Source organism: Novosphingobium sp. (assembly GCF_965229225.1).
Taxonomy (GTDB): domain Bacteria; phylum Pseudomonadota; class Alphaproteobacteria; order Sphingomonadales; family Sphingomonadaceae; genus Novosphingobium.
On sequence record NZ_OZ245867.1, the window covers coordinates 1,953,943 to 1,973,143 of the forward strand.

The window sequence follows — 19,201 nt, forward strand, 5'->3', positions numbered from 1 at the left end:
GCGTCAGCGCTCCAGGATGCAGACGCCGGACAGGCCGGGTGCGCCATAGACATGGCTGTAGGCGGCCTTGGGATTGTTCGGCACCTGCCGCCCGCCGCCGCGTCCGCGAAGCTGCACGGTGTTTTCATAGACCTGACGCAGGCCCGAAGCGCCGATGGGTTCACCGCAGGCCAGGCAGCCGCCGTCGGTGTTGACCGGCAGGGTGCCGGTCACCTCGGTGCGGCCCTCACGCAGCCACTGCTCCTGATCGCCATCCTTGCAGAAGCCGTTCTCGGCCATGTGCATGATCTCGGCGCCGGATTCGGTATCCTGCAGCTGGGCGACCGAAATGTCCTCCGGCCCGATGCCCGCCTGCTCGAACGCCGCCTTGGACGCGAGGATCGTGGGCTTGCCGCCGTTCTCGATATCGACCGAGGGCGCAAACACCTCGAACGAACCCGGTGGGCGCGTGCGGACGGCCACGCTGGCAATCTTCACCGCATCGGCGCCCAGTTCGCGCACCTTCTTGCCGCTCGCGAGGATCAGCGCCACCGCGCCTTCTGCGGGCGCGCAGAACATGTATTTGGTCAGCGGGTCATTCACCATCGGCGAGTTAAGGATCGTCTCCAGATCGACCGGCGAACGGCGCCAGGCGTGATCGGCATGGACGCCGTTGCGGAACGCCTTTTCGGCCACGCGACCCAGCGTCTCGCGGCTGATCCCGTAGAGCTGCATGTAGCGCTGGATCTTCAGCGCGAAGAACTGGGTCGTCAGCATCATGCCGGTCTGGCCGTACCATTCGGGCAGGCCATAATCGCGCGGCTTGGCATTGAACGCGCCGCGGGGGTGCTTGTCGAAGCCGACCGCCAGCGCCACGTCGAACTCGCCCGCCGCAATCGCGTTGCGCGCCGAAGCCAGCGCGGAGCCGCCCGTTGCGCAGCCGTTGGCCACGTTGATGAAGGGCAGGCCGGTGAGGCCCAGTTCATTGACCATGATGTCCGCGCTGCCCGCCGCCGCCGAACCGCCATAGGCGCAGCCCACGTCTGTCCAGTCGATCCCGGCATCGGCCATGGCTTGCCGCACGGCAAACACGCCCTGATCGCGGCCCGAACGACCATCAGTGCGGCCGAAGGGGTGGATGCCCGCCCCGATGATATAGACGTCTTCCATCACGCTTTCTCCGGACGAAACGCATAAGTCGAACGGGTCGCGTCAAACGGCGCGACCACGAATTCCATCGGCATGCCGAGCTTCAGATCCTCGAGCACGCAATCGACGATGCGGGTCTCGACGATCACCTCGCCGGGCAGTTCGACATAGCCGAGGAGGTAGGGCTGGAAGGGCTCCGGGCCCTCGAAGGGTTCCTTGGGCTGGAAATCCTGCCGGGTCCACGACCAGAGCGTGCCCTTGCGCGAAAGGCGCCAGGGCTCGACGCCCTCCGCCGCATCGCCGCTGGGATAGGGAAACACGATCTTGCCCGAAGGCAGCCGCCCGCCGATCAGCGCCGGTTCCGCCTCGTTGGTCCACAAGTTTTCCGCAATGGGCTCAAGCTGCGTCATAAAACCTTTCCCGCAGGATCGGACCGATTGTCACAAGGTCCCGTTGTTGCGAGTATCGTGGCACCAAATCCCGGGACCGACGATCATTGAAAATGGTAGGCAGCCCCTACGCCCCTCCCCCTTTGTGTTAGTCGCCCCCGGCCCCGCGAATGCCTAGCCCTGTTGCAAAGAAGGAGCGGGCGTCTTGGGAGAGCATCGCCACTACCGCCATTTCGTGCTCGCCGTGATCACCTTCGGCGGCATGCTCAACATCGCCGACCGGCTGATCCTTTCGATCATGCTCGAAGACATCAAGCATGCCTTCACGCTGACGGACACGCAAATCGGCCTGATCACCGGCTTCGCCTTCACTGTGCTCTACGTCGTCTGCGGGCTCCCCATCGCCTGGCTGGCGGACCGGATGAGCCGGCCGCTGATCATCGCGGTGTCGATCGCCTCGTGGAGCCTGATGACCGCGCTGTGCGGCGCCGCTACCGGCTTCTGGACCTTCTTCCTCGCGCGGATGGGCGTGGGCATCGGCGAATCGGGCAGCGGCCCCGCCGGCACCTCGCTCCTCACGCAGACCTTCAAAGGCCATGAGCTTGGCCGCGCGATGGGTATCTATTTCCTCGGCCCCACGCTTGGCACAGCGGCGGGGCTGATCCTCGGCGGCGTGCTGGCTCATGCGGTCGGCTGGCGGATGACCTTCATGCTGCTCGGCATCCCCGGCATCCTGTTCGCGCTGTTCGTCTTCTTCACGGTCAAGGAGCCCGGCGGTCGCCCGATCCCGCCCAAGGTCAGCCTTGCCGAGGGGCTGGCCGCGTGGTCCACCGGAGTGCGCGAACTCCTTGCCAACCGCGTGTTCCTTGCCGCCTCGCTCGCCTTTGGCTGCATGATCGTGACGGGCTATGTCTTCGCCACCTGGCTCGCCGCGATCATGCTGCGGGGGTTTCCGGTCTCCACCGCCGATGTCGGGTTCTATCTTGGCCTTGCTTTCGTGCTGGGCGGCATTCCCGGCCCGGTGCTGGGCGGCTACCTGACCGACTGGCTGGTGCGGCGCGATGCCCGCTGGCGCGCATGGCTACCGGCGATCGCCACGCTGGGCTGCCTGCCGTTCTACCTCGCGGCGCTCATGAGCACGCAGTTCTGGGCCTTCCTCGGCCTGTTCTCGTGCGGCTATCTCGTGTTCCTCGTCGCCCAGGCACCCACCGTCTCGCTGATCCAGCTCGCCGTGCGCCCGGATGAGCGCGCGATGGCGATGGCGGTCGCGATGATCTTCAACAACCTCATCGGACAAGCGCTCGGCCTCTTCCTCGTCGGCTTTGCCAGCACCAGCCTCACCCCCATGTTCGGCACCAAGGCACTGACCTGGGCGGTGATCGGCGTGAGCACGGCCTTCGCCATCCCTGCCGTGCTGTTCTATCTCATCGCCGCTGGCGGCATTGCGCGGGGTCCCCTCAAAATGATCAATGGCCCCGACTCCCCGCAAGCGTAGACTGACGCCCAAGTCCAAGGGAGAGCGGACAAATGGTTGAAACCAAGACCGGACACGACCGCACCGCCGGCGTGACCTACAACGATGTGATCAAGGCGGACACCGTTCCGCCGCCAGCCGTCTACCTGGAAGATTCGCCCTATCCCGGCGGCGTGACCAAGGTCCCCACGCACCGCTACTGGACGAAGGAAGAGCACGAGCGCGAAGTCGAGCGGCTGTGGAAGCGCGTGTGGCAGATGGCCTGCCATGAGGACGACATCCCCAATGTCGGCGATACCTATGTCTACGAGATCGCCGGGCTATCCTTCATCATCGTGCGCAATGCCCCCGGTGATGGCCCGGGCGCGGTCAAGGCCTTCCCCAACGCCTGCCTCCACCGCGGCCGGCAATTGTGTGAGGCGCACAAAAAGGGCCTCAAGGTCCTGCGCTGCCCGTTCCACGGCTGGTCGTGGCATCTCGATGGCCAGCTCAAGGAAGTGCCCAGCCACTGGGATTTCCCCTCGGTCACCGAAGAGGAATACTCGCTCCCTGCCATCTCGGTCGGCCACTGGGGCGGCTTCGTGTTCATCAATCCGGACCCGAATGCCGAACCGCTCGCCGATTTCCTCGGCGATATCGACCGCCACTTCTCGCTGCCGTTCAAGCGCCGCTACAAGGCCGCGCACATGGTCAAGCGCCTGCCGTGCAACTGGAAGGTGGCGCAGGAAGCCTTCATGGAATCCTACCATGTCGTCGGCACGCACCCGGAACTGCTGCCGATGTTCCTCGATACCGGCTCGAAGTACGATGTGTGGCCCAATATCTCGCGCGCCATGTCTGCCTCGGGCCCGCCGAGCGCGCACACCGATCTCGATGCGCCCGATCCATCCGCCTTCCCCGAGGGCCAAGCGTTCACCAGCTTCCGCCATCCCCTCAGCGGCCACGTCTACCGCCGCATCGAGGAAAACCGCGTCGAGGTGACCCGCCCGGATGGCAAGACCGGCCTGTTCGACATGACCGGCGCTCACGTCGACGGCGAAGTCGTCAGCGCCGACGCGCACATGTGCAACTGGATCGGCGGCAAGATCGCGCCGGGTGACGAAAACATGCCCACCCGCTTCGCCTCGGCCTCGACCGAGGACTTCCGCGCCGATGCCGCGCGCGACCGGCGCGAGCTGATGCGCCCGCAATGGGGCGATGCGATCGACCAGTTCAGCGATGCCGACATGATCGACGCGATCTTCTATTCGGTCTTCCCCAACCTCCACCCCTGGGCAGATTTCAACCCGATCTTTTACCGCTTCCGGCCGGACGGCGACAATCCCGAGCAGTCGCTGCACGAGGTGATGTACATGGTGCAGGTGCCCGAAGGCGCCGAGCGACCGGCGCCCGCCAAATGCACCTTCCTCGATCTGGAGGACGACTACACCAAGGCCACCGAGTTCGGCAGCTACCTCAACAAGATCTTCAACCAGGACGGGCTCAACCATGCTGCGGTGCAGAAGGGCCTGCACAATCATCCCAAGGGCGAGGTGATTTTCGCGAGCTATCAGGAAAGCAAGATCCGCGATTTCCACAACAAGCTCAATCTCTGGCTCGACAGCGAAATTCCGCCCAAGAGCCGATAAATCGGACAAAACGGGGTCTCCTCTTTTTGCACGGAGGAGACCCAATTGTGCGCCAAGTCTGAGCGCCGAATAAACGGTTCGCCGAGGTCTTTCACACCCGGCCTGACCCTACGGAATCCCTGCGTTTTTGCGGTCACACGGCGCACAAAATGCGCCCATCCGTCACCCTTTTTGATAGTTGCTGTTCGCCCCCTGCGCCCTAGCCTAGCATTTGGGATTGTGGGCGCAAAATCACGCAATAACAGCACGATAAACGCCTACTGAAAGTTGGGAGGATTGCTATGGGGTTGAGGACAAACGCGTCGCTGTTTCGCGTCGCGCTTTTTGCAGGTGTTGCGGCAACGTCGCTGGCGCTGCCAGGACTGGCGCACGCCGCGGATGCTGCGGCGGCAGAAGCAACGGGCGGTGCCACTGTCGATGATGGCAACGCGATCACGGTTATCGCGCGCAAGTCCACGGAAACGCTGCAGAACGTGCCGGTGACGATCACCGCGATTACCGCCGATGCGATCAACCGCGATCAGGCGACCAAGGCCGAAGCGCTCGGCACGCACGTTCCCACGCTCAACATCTACTCGGGCGGCTCGGGTTCGGGCGGCTCGATCGCGCTGCGCGGCGTCGGCTCCTCGGCAATTTCCGCCGCGTTCGACTCTGCCGTCGCGCTCGATATGGACGGCATCCAGCTCTCCTCGATGCGCCTCCTCCAGGCCGGCTTCTTCGACATCAAGCAGGTCGACGTGATGAAGGGCCCGCAGACGCTCTACTTCGGCAAGAGCGCCACCGCAGGCGTGCTCGGCCTGCGCTCGAACGATCCCACCAAGCAGTGGGAAGTGGGCGGCAAGGCCAGCTATGAATTCGTCGAGGACGGCTATGTCATCGGTGGGTACATTTCCGGTCCGATCACCCCGACGCTCGGCATCCGCGTCGCTGCGCAGTACAACGATATCTCGAAGTACACCCAGATCCAGCCGGGCATTCCGGCCAAGATCCGCAATCGCGGCATGCGCGATTTCAACAGCCGGCTGACCCTGCAATGGGATCCCTCGAGCGCGTTCACCGCGAACCTCAAGGTGAACTACATCACCAACCGCAACGATGGCGCCATCGGCCACCAGGATATCGACTGCGGCAAGAATGGCCGTGCTGACGAAGTCGTGCTGCTGGGCGGCGCTGTCGCAATCCCATCGGGCGCAAACTGCAACATCGGCGACCGCTACTATGCGATCAGCGATCCCTCGCCCACGCAGGCCGGCGGCTATCCCACCGGCAGCGCTGCGGGTGACGGCCGGTATCCGGGCCACCCGTTTGGCCAGACCGATATCTGGCTCACGCGCCTGCGCATGGACCTTGATGTGACCGACAACCTCAAGCTGAGCTCGGTGACCGGCTACTTCAATATCAACTCGGTCGATTCCGATACCTACAGCTCGGTCGGCGTCGGTCCTGCGTTCAATCCGAACGGCGTTCCGCTCAATCTGATCGCGCCGCGCCTTGCCGCCGTGAACACCCCGGGCTCGGCCCAGGGCTTCGGTTCGAGCGACCCGCTCAACGCCACCAAGCAGTGGACCCAGGAAATCCGCCTGACCAGCAGCTTCGATGGTCCGTTCAACTTCATGGTCGGCGGCTTCTACGAACACCGCAACATCGATTTCAACACCTCGCAGCAGGGTGTGAACATCTCGATCATCGCGGCTGATCCGATCACCGGCAGCTCGTTTGACTGGTACAAGAAGCACCACACCACCACGAAGGCTTACTCGCTCTTCGCCAGCGGCAACTACAAGCTGACCGAACAGCTCGAACTTTCGGGCGGCGTGCGCTGGACCAAGGAAGACAAGGTCAACACGATCTCCGTGCCCTACGTCCATGCCTTCCTCTCGGCGACCCCGGCGTTCATCAGCAGCGGCTTCTTCTCGGGCCCGATCCCGTTCAAGGATCACAACGTCTCGCCGGAAGTCACGCTGCGCTACAAGGCGAGCGACGATCTCAACATCTATGCCGCCTACAAGACCGGCTACAAGTCGGGCGGTATCGACAACAGCGCGCTGCCTTCGAACAGCCTGCTCGGCTTCAACAACCCGGCCACGCGTGATGCCGTGGCCCAGGGCCTGATCTTCAGGTCGGAGCGCGCCAAGGGCGGCGAGCTTGGTGTGAAGTCGCAGATGGCGGGCCGCACGATCACCCTCAACGGCTCGCTGTTCTACTATGTGTTCAGCGATATCCAGCTGCAGGTGTTCGATGCGACCAAGGTCCAGTTCAAGACCTTCAACGCCTCGGAACTGACCACCAAGGGTGTCGATATCGACTTCTCGTGGCGGACCCCGGTCGAGGGCCTGCGTCTCAACGGTGCGCTCGCCTATACCAAGGCGACCTTCACCAAGCCGCTGGCTTCGGCGATCGACGGATCGCCGCTCCAGGGCCGTGCAGCTTCGCGCGCGCCGGAATGGGCAGGCAACGTCGGGTTCGACTATAACGTGCCGGTCAGCGACTCGCTCCAGATCGGCACCCACTCGAACCTCGCGTTCTCGAGCAGCTACTACACCGACACGACGAGCGTGAACGATCCGATCCAGAAGGGCTGGGCAACCATCGACGGCAGCCTCTCGATTGGCGATCCCACGGGCAAGTGGAAGCTCTCGCTGGTGGGCATCAACATCACCGACAAGCGCTTCGTCCAGTCGAGCGGCGCGCGTCCGTTCCTCGCCGGCCCCGGCGGGCTCGGCACTCCGGGTTCGGCGACTTACGTGCCGCAGGGCGACGACCGCAACGTGCTGCTTAACCGCGGCCGCCAGGTCTTCGTGGAAGCCAGCTTCAAGTTCTGATTTCCACACATCGGAACGAAAAGAGGAAAGGCCGTCCCGGGAAACCGGGGCGGCCTTTTTCTGTTTGGGGTTGGCCGGGTCAGCGCGATGGGGCTCTGGATTCCCGCCTGCGCGGGAATGACGAGAATTATGTCAAAGACAGTTCGTCATCCCCGCGCAGGCGGGAATCCAGAGCGGCAAACGCGGCGTTAAAATGCCGTCAGGCAGCCACCACCCGCACCGGGATCGCACTCTGCAGCACCATGCCGGTGATCGGATCGGCATCCTCGGCATCATCGATCAGGCGGTTGGTCGAAGCGCCAACCGTCATCACGTCGTCCTTGCCGGAATCATCGTTGCCCCAGGCGTGCGACATAGAGATCACCCCGCGCCGCACCTTGTCGCTGGCGCTGGCTACCGCATGGATCGAGGCGACGCGCGAGGCAATCTCGATCACCGCACCATCCTCCACACCAAGCTCGGCCAAGTCCTCCGGATTGAAGTAGGCCGGGTTGGTCGGCATCTTCTTCTTGAGGAATTCGGAGATGTGCCCGTTGCTGTTGTAGCGGTGCTTGGAGCGGCGCGAGATCAGGCGGAAATCGAAGCCGTCCGCTTCAGGCCGCTGCGCCGCATAACCCGCAAACGCCGCCGGCATTTCGCCAGCCCCCAGCTGGAACCGGTTCGCCGCATCGGGATCGGCCGGTTCGATCACCGCATGCGCCTCGGGATAGAACATCGCCCCGCCCGGGGTTGCGCTTGCCAGCGAATCCGCGCGCGCCTTGCTTGGCTTGACGAGGCAGCCGTGCGAGATGAGGTCGAGCATGGTCATCTTGTCGGGCACCGCGTCCATCGGGCAGGGCCCGCCGGGTAGCTTGAGTTCCAGCCCCAGATGCTTGGCGAGCCACCACAGCATCTCGTACTCGTCCATCGTGTCGCCCGGCGCCGGCACCATAGCCTCGCCGTAATGCGCATAAGGCTCCTCGCAGAACGGCTGCGAGACGTTGTTGATGTCCTCACGCTCAAGGCACATCGAAGGCGCGAGGATCACGTCGGCGCGCTTGGCGCTGGCCGACATATAGGGATCGACCTGAACAAACATTTCCAGCGTTTCGAGCGCTTTCCTCACCTTGCGCTGGTTGGGGAAGGCGATCTCTGGGTTGCCGCCGATCGAGATCAGCACCTTGATCTGGCCTTCGCCGGGAGTGAGGATCTCGTCCGCCAGCACCGGGCAGGGCATTTCCTGCCCCAGCTTGCCGATCCCGCGAATGCGCGACTGGGCAAAGCCATCGCCGAACATCGGCATCGGCGGCGCGACTTGCGCCTTCTTCGGCCCCGCCGCAAACGGCATGAACACCATCGGGTTCGCCACTTTGTCCCCCGCCTGGTTGAACCGCGCGCAAACCACATTGAGCGCAGTCACGAGGTATTCGGTCAGCGTGCCGCGCCCGGCCATCTCCGGCCCCGTCCCCGTCACCACCCGGCCCTTCGCGGCGCGGGCGAACATGCGGGCGGCCGCCACGATCTGCTCCGCCGGAACCCCAGCGCGCGTTTCGGCGAGTTCGGGCGTGAAGTCCTTCACCGCATCGGCCAGCGCGTCGAATCCGTCGACGTGCGCCGCCACGAAGTTGCGGTCGAAGAGCCCTTCCTTGATGATCACGTGCAGCATGCCGCCCAGCAGCGCCGGGTCTTCGCCCGGCTTCACCTGCAGGTAGAGGTCGGCCAGGTTGCCGGTGTCGCTCTGGCGCGGATCGGCCACGATCACCTTCATCCCCCGCGCCTTGGCATCGCGCAGGCGCCGCGAGGGCGAGAACGGGGGCACCCCGCCGCTCGGCGTGTAGTGCGAGACGAGCGGATTGTTGCCGACGAACATGACGACGTCGGATTCCTCGAAGTTGTTCGGCCCGCCCATCCACTGGCCGTAGCGCGCCGTGGTGAACACCTTCGCGGGCTGGTCCACCGTCACGCTGGTATAGTAATTGCGCGTGCCCAGCGCCTCGGCCAGCGCGAAGGACGTGCCCAGTACCGCGCTGTTCTGGAACGCGTTGGTGCCGCAATAGAGCGCCACGGAATGTGGCCCATGCTCGGCGATCACGGCGCGGATCTTGTCGGCCACCAGCTTGAGCGCCTCGGCGGTCGAAGTCTCCACGAACTCCCCGCCCTTGACGCCGTCCTTGCGCACCAATGGCCGCAGGTGCCGCTCTGGCAAGTTGTGCATCTCGGGCATCTGGCGGCCCTTCACGCACGTATAGCCATTGAACAGCGGGTTCTCGGGATCGCCCCGCACCGCCGTGACCTTGTCGCCTTCGACATCGACCAGCATGGCGCAGCTGGCATGGCAGAAGCGGCAGAAGGTACGCAGGGTCTTATCGGCCAAGACACGTCTCCCAGTATTTTGAGTGCGGAGGCTATCGGCATTCCTGCCCCCGGCCCACTGATGAAAGAGAGGGGGCCAAAGAACAGAGGCGCCGCTCATTTCCGCCAGTGGCCTTGGGGGCGAAAGGCGGGCTTGATGCACGGCAGCCCCAGCCGAAGGACACCGAATGAGCACCGCAAACCGCCACTGGATCCTCGCCCACCGCCCTGTCGGTAATGCTTATGCCGAAGCCTTCGCGCTGGAGACCGAAACGCTGCCCGCGCTTGGCGAGGGTCAGATTCTCGTCGCGAACAAGGTGCTCTCGATGGACAGCGGCACCCGCATGTACATGACCGACCGCGAGGACAGCTACCAGCCCGGCACGCCGCTGGGCGCGAAGCTGATCGGCACGGTGCTGGGCGTGGTCGTGGACAGCCGCCACCCCGAGTACAAGGCGGGAGACCGCGTGCGCTGCTACGGCCAGTGGGCGGACTTTTCGGTGGTCGAGCCCGATGCGACCTATTGCACCACACTGGACGACACGCACGACGACCTGAAAGAGTATGTCGGCATCTACGGCGCCAACGGCTGGACAGCCTGGGTCGGCGTCGTCGAAACTGGCGCAGTGAAGGCGGGCGAAACCTTCGTCGTGTCCGCTGCGGCGGGCTGCACCGGGCTCATGGCCGGCCAGATCGCCAAGGCGCAAGGCTGCCGCGTAATCGGCATCGCCGGGGGCGCGGCCAAGTGCGACCTGCTGACGAGCGAATACGGCTTCGATGGCGCGATCGACTACAAGTCGGCCGATGTCGAAGCCGAACTCGCGCGGCTCTGCCCCGATGGCATCGACGTCTATTTCGACAATGTCGGCGGCGCAATCCTCGATGCTGCGCTGGCCAATATGGCGCTGTTCGGTCGCGTCGCGGTCTGCGGGCTCATCACCAACTATATCGCCCAAGGCCCCGTGCCCGGTCCCTACCGCTTCGATCAGGTACTGATGAAGCGCCTGCGCATCGAAGGCTTCTTCTCGCCGGACTTCTACGCCCGCGAGCCCGAATTCAATCCGCAGCTCGCCCACCTCGCCGCCGCCGGCCAGCTGCGCCTGCCCTTCGAAGTCAGCCACGGCCTCGAAGCGACGCCCGAGGCCTTCACCAAGCTCTTCACCGGCGCGAACATCGGCAAGGTGGTGGTGGAGCTTTAAGCACTACTGCGCGGTCCACCCGCCATCGACGACAAGTTCCGCACCCGTCACGTAGCTCGCATCGTCCGACGCGAGAAAGGCGATGGCGGGCGCGATCTCGTCCGGTTCGGCGATGCGGCCCATCGGTGTGCTCGCGCCCAGACCCTCCATCAGCGCCTCGACCGAGGTGCCCATGCCTTTTTCCACCCACCCCGCCATGCCTTCCTCAAGCAGCCGCGTGCGCACGAAGCCGGGGTGCACGGAGTTGACGCGGATCGGCATGCGCTTCTGCGCAAACTCGATCGCCACCGCCTTGCAGAACAAGCGCACCGCGCCCTTGGAGGTGTTGTAGGCCGAGGCATCGGCAATGCCGACGATCCCCATGATCGAACTGATCGCAATGACCGAAGCGCCGCCGCGCGTGGTCCGTCCGGTCTCTTCCATCAGCGGCGCGCAGTGCTTCACGCCGAGGAACAGGCCATCGACATTGACCGCCATGACGCGGTGCCAATCGGCAAGGCTGATCTCCTCGACCCGCGAAGTGCAGTCGGTCCCGGCATTGGCGACCAGCACATCGAGCCGGCCATGGTCGGCACGAACCTGCGCCGCGACCGCCTGCCAATCAGCCTCCTGCGTCACATTGAGCGGCAGATAATGCGCAGATGGCCCCAACCGGCCGAGCACTGCGACAACTTCCGTCGCGCCGGGATCGGGAAGGTCGGTGAGAACCACCGACGCGCCTTCGGCCAGCAACCGCTCCACCGCCGCAAGGCCAATGCCGCGCAGCGCGCCCGTCACGAGCGCGACGCGCCCTTCCAGCCTTTGCATCACGCCGTCTTGGGCAGTTCGCCGGAAATGTACTTGTCCATCGTCTTGTGGAACTGGCGGATGCGGGTTTCCTGATAGTGGCCGAGTTCCAGCCGCTTGTTCTTGCTTGCCTTCATGCCCGCCTGCACATGCGGCAGGTTTTCCATGTCCTGATCGAACACCCCGGCCAGCGCCGCACCGATAAGGTGCGAGGCATAGGTGAACGGTTCGCCATCCGGGATCATGAACATCTCGGGTCCGCGCGCCGGCTTCTCGCCCTTCTGCGCGCGCATCAGTATGCGCACTTCCATCAGGCAGTGATCGGCATCCTGCCACGGCCGCCAGCGATAGACGATGTTCGGCACGAAGCCGCCCCACGGCGACCAGTTGGGGAAGATATTATAAGTCAGGTTGTCGAGCATCTCGCTGTCCGAGGCCTGCGAGTAATCATGCCCGTTCATCGCCGCGAAGCCTTCGCGGTTGGCCTGCGCCAACACCTTGCGCGCCAGCAGAGGATCATCCGCATTGAAGCCCATGAGGTCGGTCGGTTCGGCTGCATTGCGGCGGCCGCGCCCATCGCCTGCGCCAAGGAACTCGGCCAGCTTGTTGATCACATAGAGCTGATCCTTGCCCTTGAGGTGGGGCGAAAGCGTCCCATTGGGCGTGATAGCCCGGTTCATGTGATCGCCGTAGAGATCGTAGCGCGTGTTGGCGTCCGCTGTGAACGGCAGGATCTGCGGATGCGTGACGACCGAGTGCCAGGCTTCCATGAACGCCTCTGAGACGGCCTTCCAGTTGGCTGGCACCACCTTCGCCACCCACGCGCCGGTGGTGCATTCATCCAGCCGCCAGTTGTCGTAGTGCTCGACACCGGGGCCGATCCACTCGCGGAAACCGGGCAGATCGTGGTTCTCGGTGATGAGGATGAAGCCCTGCCAGCGCTCGACTTTCAGTTCGGGGAGCGAGAGGTCCTTGTCCTCAAGGTGCTTGAAATCCCACGCGCAGGGGATTTCCTTGAGGCTGCCATCGTTGTTCCAGGTGAAGCCGTGGAACGGGCAGCGCAGGTTGATCGCGCGCCCGCTTTCCAGCCGCAACTTGCGCCCACGGTGGAGGCACACGTTGTAGAACGCGCGCACGCCGCCGTCAGGCTGCCGGATCAGCAGGAACGACTTGTCGCCGATCTCGTAGACCACCGTGTCGCCGGGATCGGGCATGTCCTCCTCGCGCGCGGCGAACTGCCACACGTTGGGCCACATCTTCTCGTCTTCCAGCGCCATGAAGGCGGGGCTGGTGTAGCGATCCGGATCGAGCGGTTCGTCGCCCAGTTCCTGCGTCGATTCCATCACGAGGTAATCGGGCGCGGGCCGCGTATCGACTGCCAGCATGTCGGTATAAGTGATCCCCGGGCAGCGGTCGGAGCGGTCGATCTGGGGGTCAATATCAGCCATGACGTGTCCTGGTTTTGAAGCGCGTCAAGTGGGCAGGTCGAGCTTCACCAGACGCAGAGATCTTGCACGACAAACATATTGCCATGCTGGCGCCCTCCAACAAGCTGGCGCATTGAATAGGAGCGCAAAAAAGCCCCCATCCGCCGCGTGTTTGCGCGGGGTGGATGGGAAATCGGCGCGCCCGATCTACTGCTTTTCGAGCAGCGCCGCGCCTTCGGGCAGCGTCACCCAGTTCTGCTTGCTCGCCGTCCAGAAATGGACGGTGGGTGCCAGCTCGTCGGGATTGTCCAGCGTGCCCGCCTTGATGAAGATCATCCCCTGCGCCATCCCGTCCGGCGTTTCGCTGAATACGGGCGAGCCGCATGTGCCGCAAAACTTGCGCATCACCGGGTTGCCGGATTCGCTGCCGTCCTCATAGGTGGTAAGCTCGCCCGAACGCTCCAGCGCGGCGAACGGCACGGCGACGAGGACCGAAAACGCCGTGCCCGCCTGCTTCTGGCAATGGCGGCAGTGGCACACGCCCGTCAGCAGTGGCGGCCAGGCGGTTTCATAGCGCACCGCCCCGCACAGGCATCCGCCCGAACGCCGTTCGCCTGTCGTTTCTGCCTCGCTCATCATCCCGTCTCCCCAATTCCTGTCACACCCATCGCACAGCCCTCAGCCCGCGCCATCTCACGTTTCTGCCAGCCCGGAAGCCGTCAGCATCGCCTTGAGCTCCTTCTTCAGGATCTTGCCGTTGGCATTGCGCGGCAGGGTCTCAGCCGTGAAGGCGATCCGCACCGGCACCTTGAACCCGGCCAGCCGTGCTGCCACGAAAGCCTTGAGTTCGTCCTCGCTCGCTGCCGCTCCCGGCGCGAGATAGACGACCGCCGCCGGTTCCTCCCCCAAGGTGCGGTGCGGAATGCCCACCAGCGCCGCATCGGTCACGGCGGGATGCTCGTAGAGCACGTTTTCGACCTCGATCGAGTAGATGTTCTCGCCGCCCCGGATGATCACGTCCTTGGCGCGGTCGACGATCGTGCAGAAGCCCTCATCATCCAGCTTCGCAAGGTCGCCAGTGCGCACCCAGCCATCAACGAAGGTCTGCGCTGTCGCCTCTGGCCGGTTCCAGTAGCCCGCCACGATCATCGGCCCGCTCGCCCAAAGTTCACCCACGCTGTTCGGCGGGAGGACCGTCACCCCATCGTCGGCGCGGATTTCGAGGCTGGCGACCGGCGCCGGCGGGCCGCAGCTGGAGGGCCGGTTGAGGTAGTCCTCAGCCATGTGATGGGTCACCGTGGCGGAGGTCTCGGTCATGCCCCAGCCGTTGCCGGGGAGCGCGCCGAAGTTCTGCCAGATCGCGGAGACAAGCTCGGGAGCGGAAGGCGCGCCGCCATAGGAAATCGCCTCGAGCGTGGAGAGATCGAACTTGTGTCGTTCTGGATGCTCGATCAGCTGCCAGGCGATGAACGGCACGCCGCCGGTCATCGAAACGCGCTCCGTTTCGATCAGGCGCATCGCCTCCAGCGTATCCCACTTGTGGAGCAGCACGAGGCGGCTGCCGCCCGCGAGCGAGCCCATCAAGGTCGCCGAAAAGGCCGTGGCATGGAAGAAGGGCACCGCCAGCAGGATTACGCGTGAGCGCGGTTCGGGCAATCCCTCGCCGCGCCGCCTTGCCGATTGCGCGGCGCTCCACGCGCTCGTCATGATATTGGTCGTGAGGTTGCGATGCGTTCCGAGCGCGCCCTTGGGCCGGCCGGTCGTGCCGCTGGTATAGAAGATGCCGGCGGGATCATCGCTGGCGATCTCAGCCGGGGGCAGTTCCGCATCGGGCAGCGCGGACCAACTGCCCGGTGCGCCAATCATATCCTCGAGCCGCTCGGCACCTTCGCCAGCCCCGCGCGATACGACCACGTGCTGCAGCGGCAAACCCGCCGCATGCGGCGCGATCCGCGTCCAGCGATCGGCATCGGCGATCAGCAACCGAGAGCCGCTGTCTTCCAGTGCAAAGGCCAGTTCCTCGCCCGTCCACCACGCATTAAGCGGCACGATGATCGCCCCGAGCGCGCAGACGGCCATGAACGCCACCGGCCATTCCGGCAGATTGCGCATGGCCAGCGCCACCCGGTCGCCCTTGCCCACGCCGCGTGCGGCCAGCGCCGACATGAGCGCCGCGACTGCGCGGTGAAAGCCATCGAAGCTCACGCGTTCTTCGCCGTAGACAAGGAAATCGGCCGGGCCATGCGTGCGTGCCGCCGCTAGCACGCCGCGCAGATCGGGCAGCGCATTCTTCCACACCCGCGTCGGCACGCCCCGGATCGTGACGGTTTCCATCTCGAACGGCATGCCCGGCGCGCAGAGTTCGGCGCGGATTTCCGGCAGCGTATGCACGGGCCAACCGGCGGGAATCGTGGGAAGTGCGCCTGTTGGTTCTGGGCTCGGTTCGGTCATGGCATCCTCATGGGCATCGCTCGTATCGGCGGCACCTGCTTGCGGCGAGACTAGAGCCGCGCCCGGTTTGCAGCAAGGGGCCCGAAAGGCCCGGATGCCGTAGCGGAAGGCACCGAATCCGGCGGAATTGCTGCATTTTTTCGCCTACGGGCCTCGCGCAAAGCGCTTCCCTGATCTCTCTCGATGACCTAATCCCGCTGCATAAGAAGATTCGTGGGAAGGACGCAGATTTGCCGGAAGCCGAGCACCCGGATGCTGTCACCAATGGCTCTGCCGAAGCGGATATGAGCTTCGGCGCGCTGGCCGCACGGCTCGAACCGCTGGGCAGCGGGCGCTTCAAGCTGGATGGCGCTGCAGGCTGGATGCAGGGCCGCACGATGTATGGCGGCACGGCCGCGTTCATTGCCTATTCCGCCGCGAAGCTGGCATTCCCCGACCTGCCACCGCTGCGCGCCGCGCAAGTCGGCTTCGTCGCGCCGGTTGGCGAGCATCTCGAAGTCGAAGTCGTGATGCTCCGGCAGGGGAAGAGCGTCGCGCAGGTGGAAACCTCGCTCACCTGCGAAGGCGCATTGGCGCAGCGCACGCTCTGGCTGTTTGGCGCAGGCCGGGCAAGCAACGGGACCGTAGCAGCCGCCGTCTTGCCGAACCTGATCCAGCCCGAGGACTCACCCCGGCTCACCTCCAGCGACTATGCCCCCGCCTTCACCGCGCGAATGGACATGCGCCGCGCCGATCCGGCTGGCGGTTCCCCTCCGGGCACGATCCGCCGTTGGGTGCGTCTCAAGGATCGCTCCGGGCTCGATCCGGTCGCCGAACTCGTCGGCATCGGCGATGCGCTGCCGCCCGGTTCGGCGCGCGCGATGGAACGGATGGGGCCGATCAGTTCGATCACCTGGGCGCTGACGATCCTCGGCGAAGTGCCGAAAACGCGCGATGGCTGGTGGCTGCTTGAAACCAGCTCGAACCACATGGGCGAGGGTTTCAGCAGCGAAACACTGCGCCTGTGGAACAGCGAAGGCGTGGAAGTGATGCACGGCCTGCAATCTGTTGCGGTGTTCGGCTGATGGATATTGACGATCCCACCGCCCATGGCTTCGATGCCAGTCGCCTCGCCCGCATCGGTGCGTTTCTGGAGGAGCGCTATGTCGCCCCCGGCCTGCTGCCAAATGCCGATCTGCTGATCGCGCGGGATGGCCAGCCCTTCCACCGCGTGACACTCGGCAAAGCCCGCGCCGATGGCACGCCGCTGCCGGACGACGCAATCTTCCGCATCGCCTCGATGACCAAGCCGCTCACCAGCATCGCTTTCATGATGCTGCTGGAGGAAGGCAAAGTCGCGCTCGACGATCCTGTCACCAAGGTGATCCCGGAATTCGCCGGACTCGGCATCTACAACGGCGGCGGCGGCGATGCGCCGTTCTTTCCGACCCGTGCCACCACCAATCCGATGCGCATGGTCGACCTGCTCACCCACATGTCGGGCCTCACCTACGGCATCCAGAACCGCACCAATGTCGATGCCGCCTATCGCAAGGGCCGGCTTGACGGGCATGCCTCGCTGCCCGGCAACGACCATTTCATTGCCGAACTCGCCAAGCTGCCGCTCGAATTCGATCCGGGGACGAGCTGGAACTACTCGGTCAGCACCGATGTCCTCGGCGTGATCGTGGCGCGCCTCTCCGGCATGAGCCTCGGCGAGTTCTTCGCGAGCCGCATCTTCGCCCCGCTCGGCATGGTCGATACCGGTTTCCACTGCCCGCCCGCGAAGGCGCACCGCCTCACCGATAGCTGGGCGTGGAACCCGATGGGCGCGCCCACGCTGATCGATCACGCGGAAAAATCAAACACGCTGCGCCCGCCGCGCTTCGAAAGCGGCGGCGGCGGGCTGCTTTCGACGACTGCCGATTACCACCGCTTCTGTGCCGCTCTCGCCAAGGGCGGTGCGCCGCTCATCTCGCCCAAGACGCTGGCGCTCATGGCGAGCAACCACCTCCCTGGCGGTGCGGACCTCACCACACTTTCCAAGGCGTTGTTCAGCGAATCCGGCAACGCGGGCGTCGGCTTCGGCCTCGGCTTTGGCGTCGTGATCGATCCCGCCAAGACGCTCATTCCCGGCACCAATGGCGAATTCCACTGGGGCGGCATCCATTCCACCGCCTTCTTCATCGATCCGGTGGAAAAGCTCCACATGGTCTTCATGACCCAGCTCTTTCCGTCCTCCAGCTATCCCATCCGCCGCCAGCTCAAGACACTGGCCTATTCGGCGATGACGCACAGTTACGCCTGATCGCATCCAAGGAGACAACGAAATGTCCGATCCCATCCCCGGCGCCAAGGACCACATCGACGCCGCGCGCAAACTCGCCGCGACGATCGACGATATCCCCGCAGACACCGCTCTGCTGCCCATCAACAAGGTCGGCGTGATCGGCGCCGGCACGATGGGCGGCGGAATCACGATGAACTTCCTGACGGCGGGCATCCCCGTCACCATCGTGGAGATGACGCAGGAAGCGCTCGATCGCGGCGTCGCCACGATGCGCAAGAACTACGAGAACACCGTCAAGCGCGGCAAGATGGACGCCGCGCTGGCCGAAGCCGCGATGGGGCGCCTCACCCCCTCGCTCGATTTCGGTGCGCTGGCCGATGCCGATCTGGTGATCGAGGCTGTCTATGAAAGCATGGACGTCAAGAAAGAGGTCTTCGGCAAGCTTGACGGTATCGTAAAGCAGGGTGCGATCCTCGCCAGCAACACCAGCTACCTTGACGTGAACGAGATCGCCGCCAGCACGAAGCGCCCCGAAGCCGTGCTCGGCATGCACTTCTTCTCGCCCGCCAACGTGATGAAGCTGCTCGAAGTGGTGCGCGGTTCCGCCACTGCCAAGGATGTGCTCGGCACGGTGATGGCGCTCTCGGTGAAGATCGGGAAGGTCCCGGTGGTCTCGGGCGTGTGCCACGGCTTTATCGGCAATCGCATGCTCGGCAAGCGGCAGGAACAGGCCAACGCCCTCATCATGGAAGGCGCAGACTTCGCCGAGGTCGATAACGCCCTCCTCGAATTCGGCTTCCCGATGGGCCCGTTCCAGATGGCGGACCTTGCGGGCCTCGACATCGGCTGGCACCGCGACCCGAACCGCATCGAAACCCTGCGCGAGGCGCTCTGTGCGCTTGGCCGCTGGGGCCAGAAGACCGGCAAGGGCTTCTACGACTACGACGCCAACCGCCAGCGCACCCCCAGCGACGTTACGCGCGGCCTGATCGCCGAATGGGCGGCCAAGGCCGGCAAGCCCCAGCGCAGCATTGATGCGCAGGAGATCCTTGAACGCCTGCTCTATCCCATGATCAGCGAAGGTGCCCTCATCCTCGAAGAAGGCATTTCGCAGCGCGCGTCCGATATCGATACCGTCTGGCTCAACGGCTATGGCTGGCCCGCATGGACCGGCGGCCCGATGTATTGGGCGAGCCATATCGGCCTTGCCACTGTCGTCGCAGGTCTTGAAAAGCACGGCCTCCCTGTTGCTCCGCTGCTGGCAAGGAAAGCCGCTGCGGGCGAAGCCTTCGACTAA

At 64.7% G+C, this 19,201-nt stretch carries 14 protein-coding genes; 7 read left to right on the top strand and 7 right to left on the bottom strand.

Annotated features, from left to right (window positions below; genetic code table 11):
• Positions 1 to 3: 3 nt before the first annotated feature.
• Together ACO06X_RS08945 and ACO06X_RS08950 are read right to left on the bottom strand one after the other, a co-directional pair.
• The gene (locus tag ACO06X_RS08945) at positions 4 to 1,152 is read right to left on the bottom strand and encodes a thiolase family protein (RefSeq protein ID WP_421839572.1); all 1,149 of its coding nucleotides are present in this window, start codon (positions 1,150 to 1,152) and stop codon (positions 4 to 6) included.
• A complete protein-coding gene (locus ACO06X_RS08950; RefSeq protein ID WP_421839573.1) occupies positions 1,149 to 1,538 on the bottom strand; it encodes a Zn-ribbon domain-containing OB-fold protein in 390 nt (129 codons plus the stop codon). The genes ACO06X_RS08945 and ACO06X_RS08950 overlap by 4 nt, the downstream gene beginning before the upstream one ends.
• Before the next feature lie 184 nt (positions 1,539 to 1,722).
• Between ACO06X_RS08950 and ACO06X_RS08955 the strand changes: the two genes are divergently transcribed.
• The 3 genes from ACO06X_RS08955 (at position 1,723) to ACO06X_RS08965 (ending at position 7,441) form a co-directional block, all read left to right on the top strand.
• Entirely contained in the window at positions 1,723 to 3,012 is a 1,290-nt protein-coding gene (locus ACO06X_RS08955) for a spinster family MFS transporter (protein WP_421839574.1), read from the top strand.
• 32 nt (positions 3,013 to 3,044) lie between these two features.
• Positions 3,045 to 4,619 (top strand): aromatic ring-hydroxylating oxygenase subunit alpha, encoded by a 1,575-nt coding sequence (locus ACO06X_RS08960; protein ID WP_421839575.1) that lies wholly within the window; start codon positions 3,045 to 3,047, stop codon positions 4,617 to 4,619.
• A 281-nt stretch (positions 4,620 to 4,900) separates the two neighbouring features.
• Positions 4,901 to 7,441, top strand: a complete 2,541-nt coding sequence (locus tag ACO06X_RS08965) for a TonB-dependent receptor (RefSeq protein ID WP_421839576.1) — start codon at positions 4,901 to 4,903, stop codon at positions 7,439 to 7,441.
• Positions 7,442 to 7,640: 199 nt separating this feature from the next.
• On the opposite strand, the gene ACO06X_RS08970 is transcribed toward ACO06X_RS08965, so the two are convergent.
• Positions 7,641 to 9,794, bottom strand: a complete 2,154-nt coding sequence (locus ACO06X_RS08970) for a molybdopterin-containing oxidoreductase family protein (protein WP_421839577.1) — start codon at positions 9,792 to 9,794, stop codon at positions 7,641 to 7,643.
• A gap of 166 nt (positions 9,795 to 9,960) precedes the next feature.
• Between ACO06X_RS08970 and ACO06X_RS08975 the strand changes: the two genes are divergently transcribed.
• A complete protein-coding gene (locus ACO06X_RS08975; RefSeq protein WP_421839578.1) occupies positions 9,961 to 10,971 on the top strand; it encodes an NADP-dependent oxidoreductase in 1,011 nt (336 codons plus the stop codon).
• 3 nt (positions 10,972 to 10,974) lie between these two features.
• Here ACO06X_RS08975 and ACO06X_RS08980 read toward each other — a convergent pair whose 3' ends face one another.
• The 4 genes from ACO06X_RS08980 to ACO06X_RS08995 form a co-directional block, all read right to left on the bottom strand.
• Positions 10,975 to 11,778: an SDR family NAD(P)-dependent oxidoreductase gene (locus ACO06X_RS08980; protein ID WP_421839579.1), complete on the bottom strand. Its 804-nt coding sequence runs from the start codon at positions 11,776 to 11,778 to the stop codon at positions 10,975 to 10,977.
• On the bottom strand, positions 11,778 to 13,205 hold the full coding sequence (locus ACO06X_RS08985) for an aromatic ring-hydroxylating oxygenase subunit alpha (RefSeq protein ID WP_421839580.1): 1,428 nt from the start codon (positions 13,203 to 13,205) through the stop codon (positions 11,778 to 11,780). The genes ACO06X_RS08980 and ACO06X_RS08985 overlap by 1 nt, the downstream gene beginning before the upstream one ends.
• Positions 13,206 to 13,391: 186 nt before the next feature.
• Positions 13,392 to 13,820, bottom strand: coding sequence for a GFA family protein (locus ACO06X_RS08990; RefSeq protein ID WP_421839581.1), 429 nt, complete (start codon positions 13,818 to 13,820; stop codon positions 13,392 to 13,394).
• Positions 13,821 to 13,877: 57 nt separating this feature from the next.
• Positions 13,878 to 15,635 carry a class I adenylate-forming enzyme family protein gene (locus ACO06X_RS08995; protein ID WP_421839582.1) on the bottom strand — a complete coding sequence of 586 codons (1,758 nt, stop codon included), beginning with the start codon at positions 15,633 to 15,635 and terminating at the stop codon, positions 13,878 to 13,880.
• Positions 15,636 to 15,865: 230 nt separating this feature from the next.
• On the opposite strand from ACO06X_RS08995, the gene ACO06X_RS09000 reads away from it, so the two are divergent.
• Genes ACO06X_RS09000 through ACO06X_RS09010 form a run of 3 tightly spaced genes read left to right on the top strand, consistent with a single transcriptional unit; the run spans position 15,866 to position 19,201 of the window.
• Positions 15,866 to 16,699, top strand: a complete 834-nt coding sequence (locus ACO06X_RS09000) for a thioesterase family protein (RefSeq protein WP_421839583.1) — start codon at positions 15,866 to 15,868, stop codon at positions 16,697 to 16,699.
• Positions 16,699 to 17,922 (top strand): serine hydrolase domain-containing protein, encoded by a 1,224-nt coding sequence (locus tag ACO06X_RS09005; RefSeq protein ID WP_421839584.1) that lies wholly within the window; start codon positions 16,699 to 16,701, stop codon positions 17,920 to 17,922. The genes ACO06X_RS09000 and ACO06X_RS09005 overlap by 1 nt, the downstream gene beginning before the upstream one ends.
• Positions 17,923 to 17,944: 22 nt before the next feature.
• Positions 17,945 to 19,201, top strand: coding sequence for a 3-hydroxyacyl-CoA dehydrogenase NAD-binding domain-containing protein (locus ACO06X_RS09010; protein ID WP_421839585.1), 1,257 nt, complete (start codon positions 17,945 to 17,947; stop codon positions 19,199 to 19,201).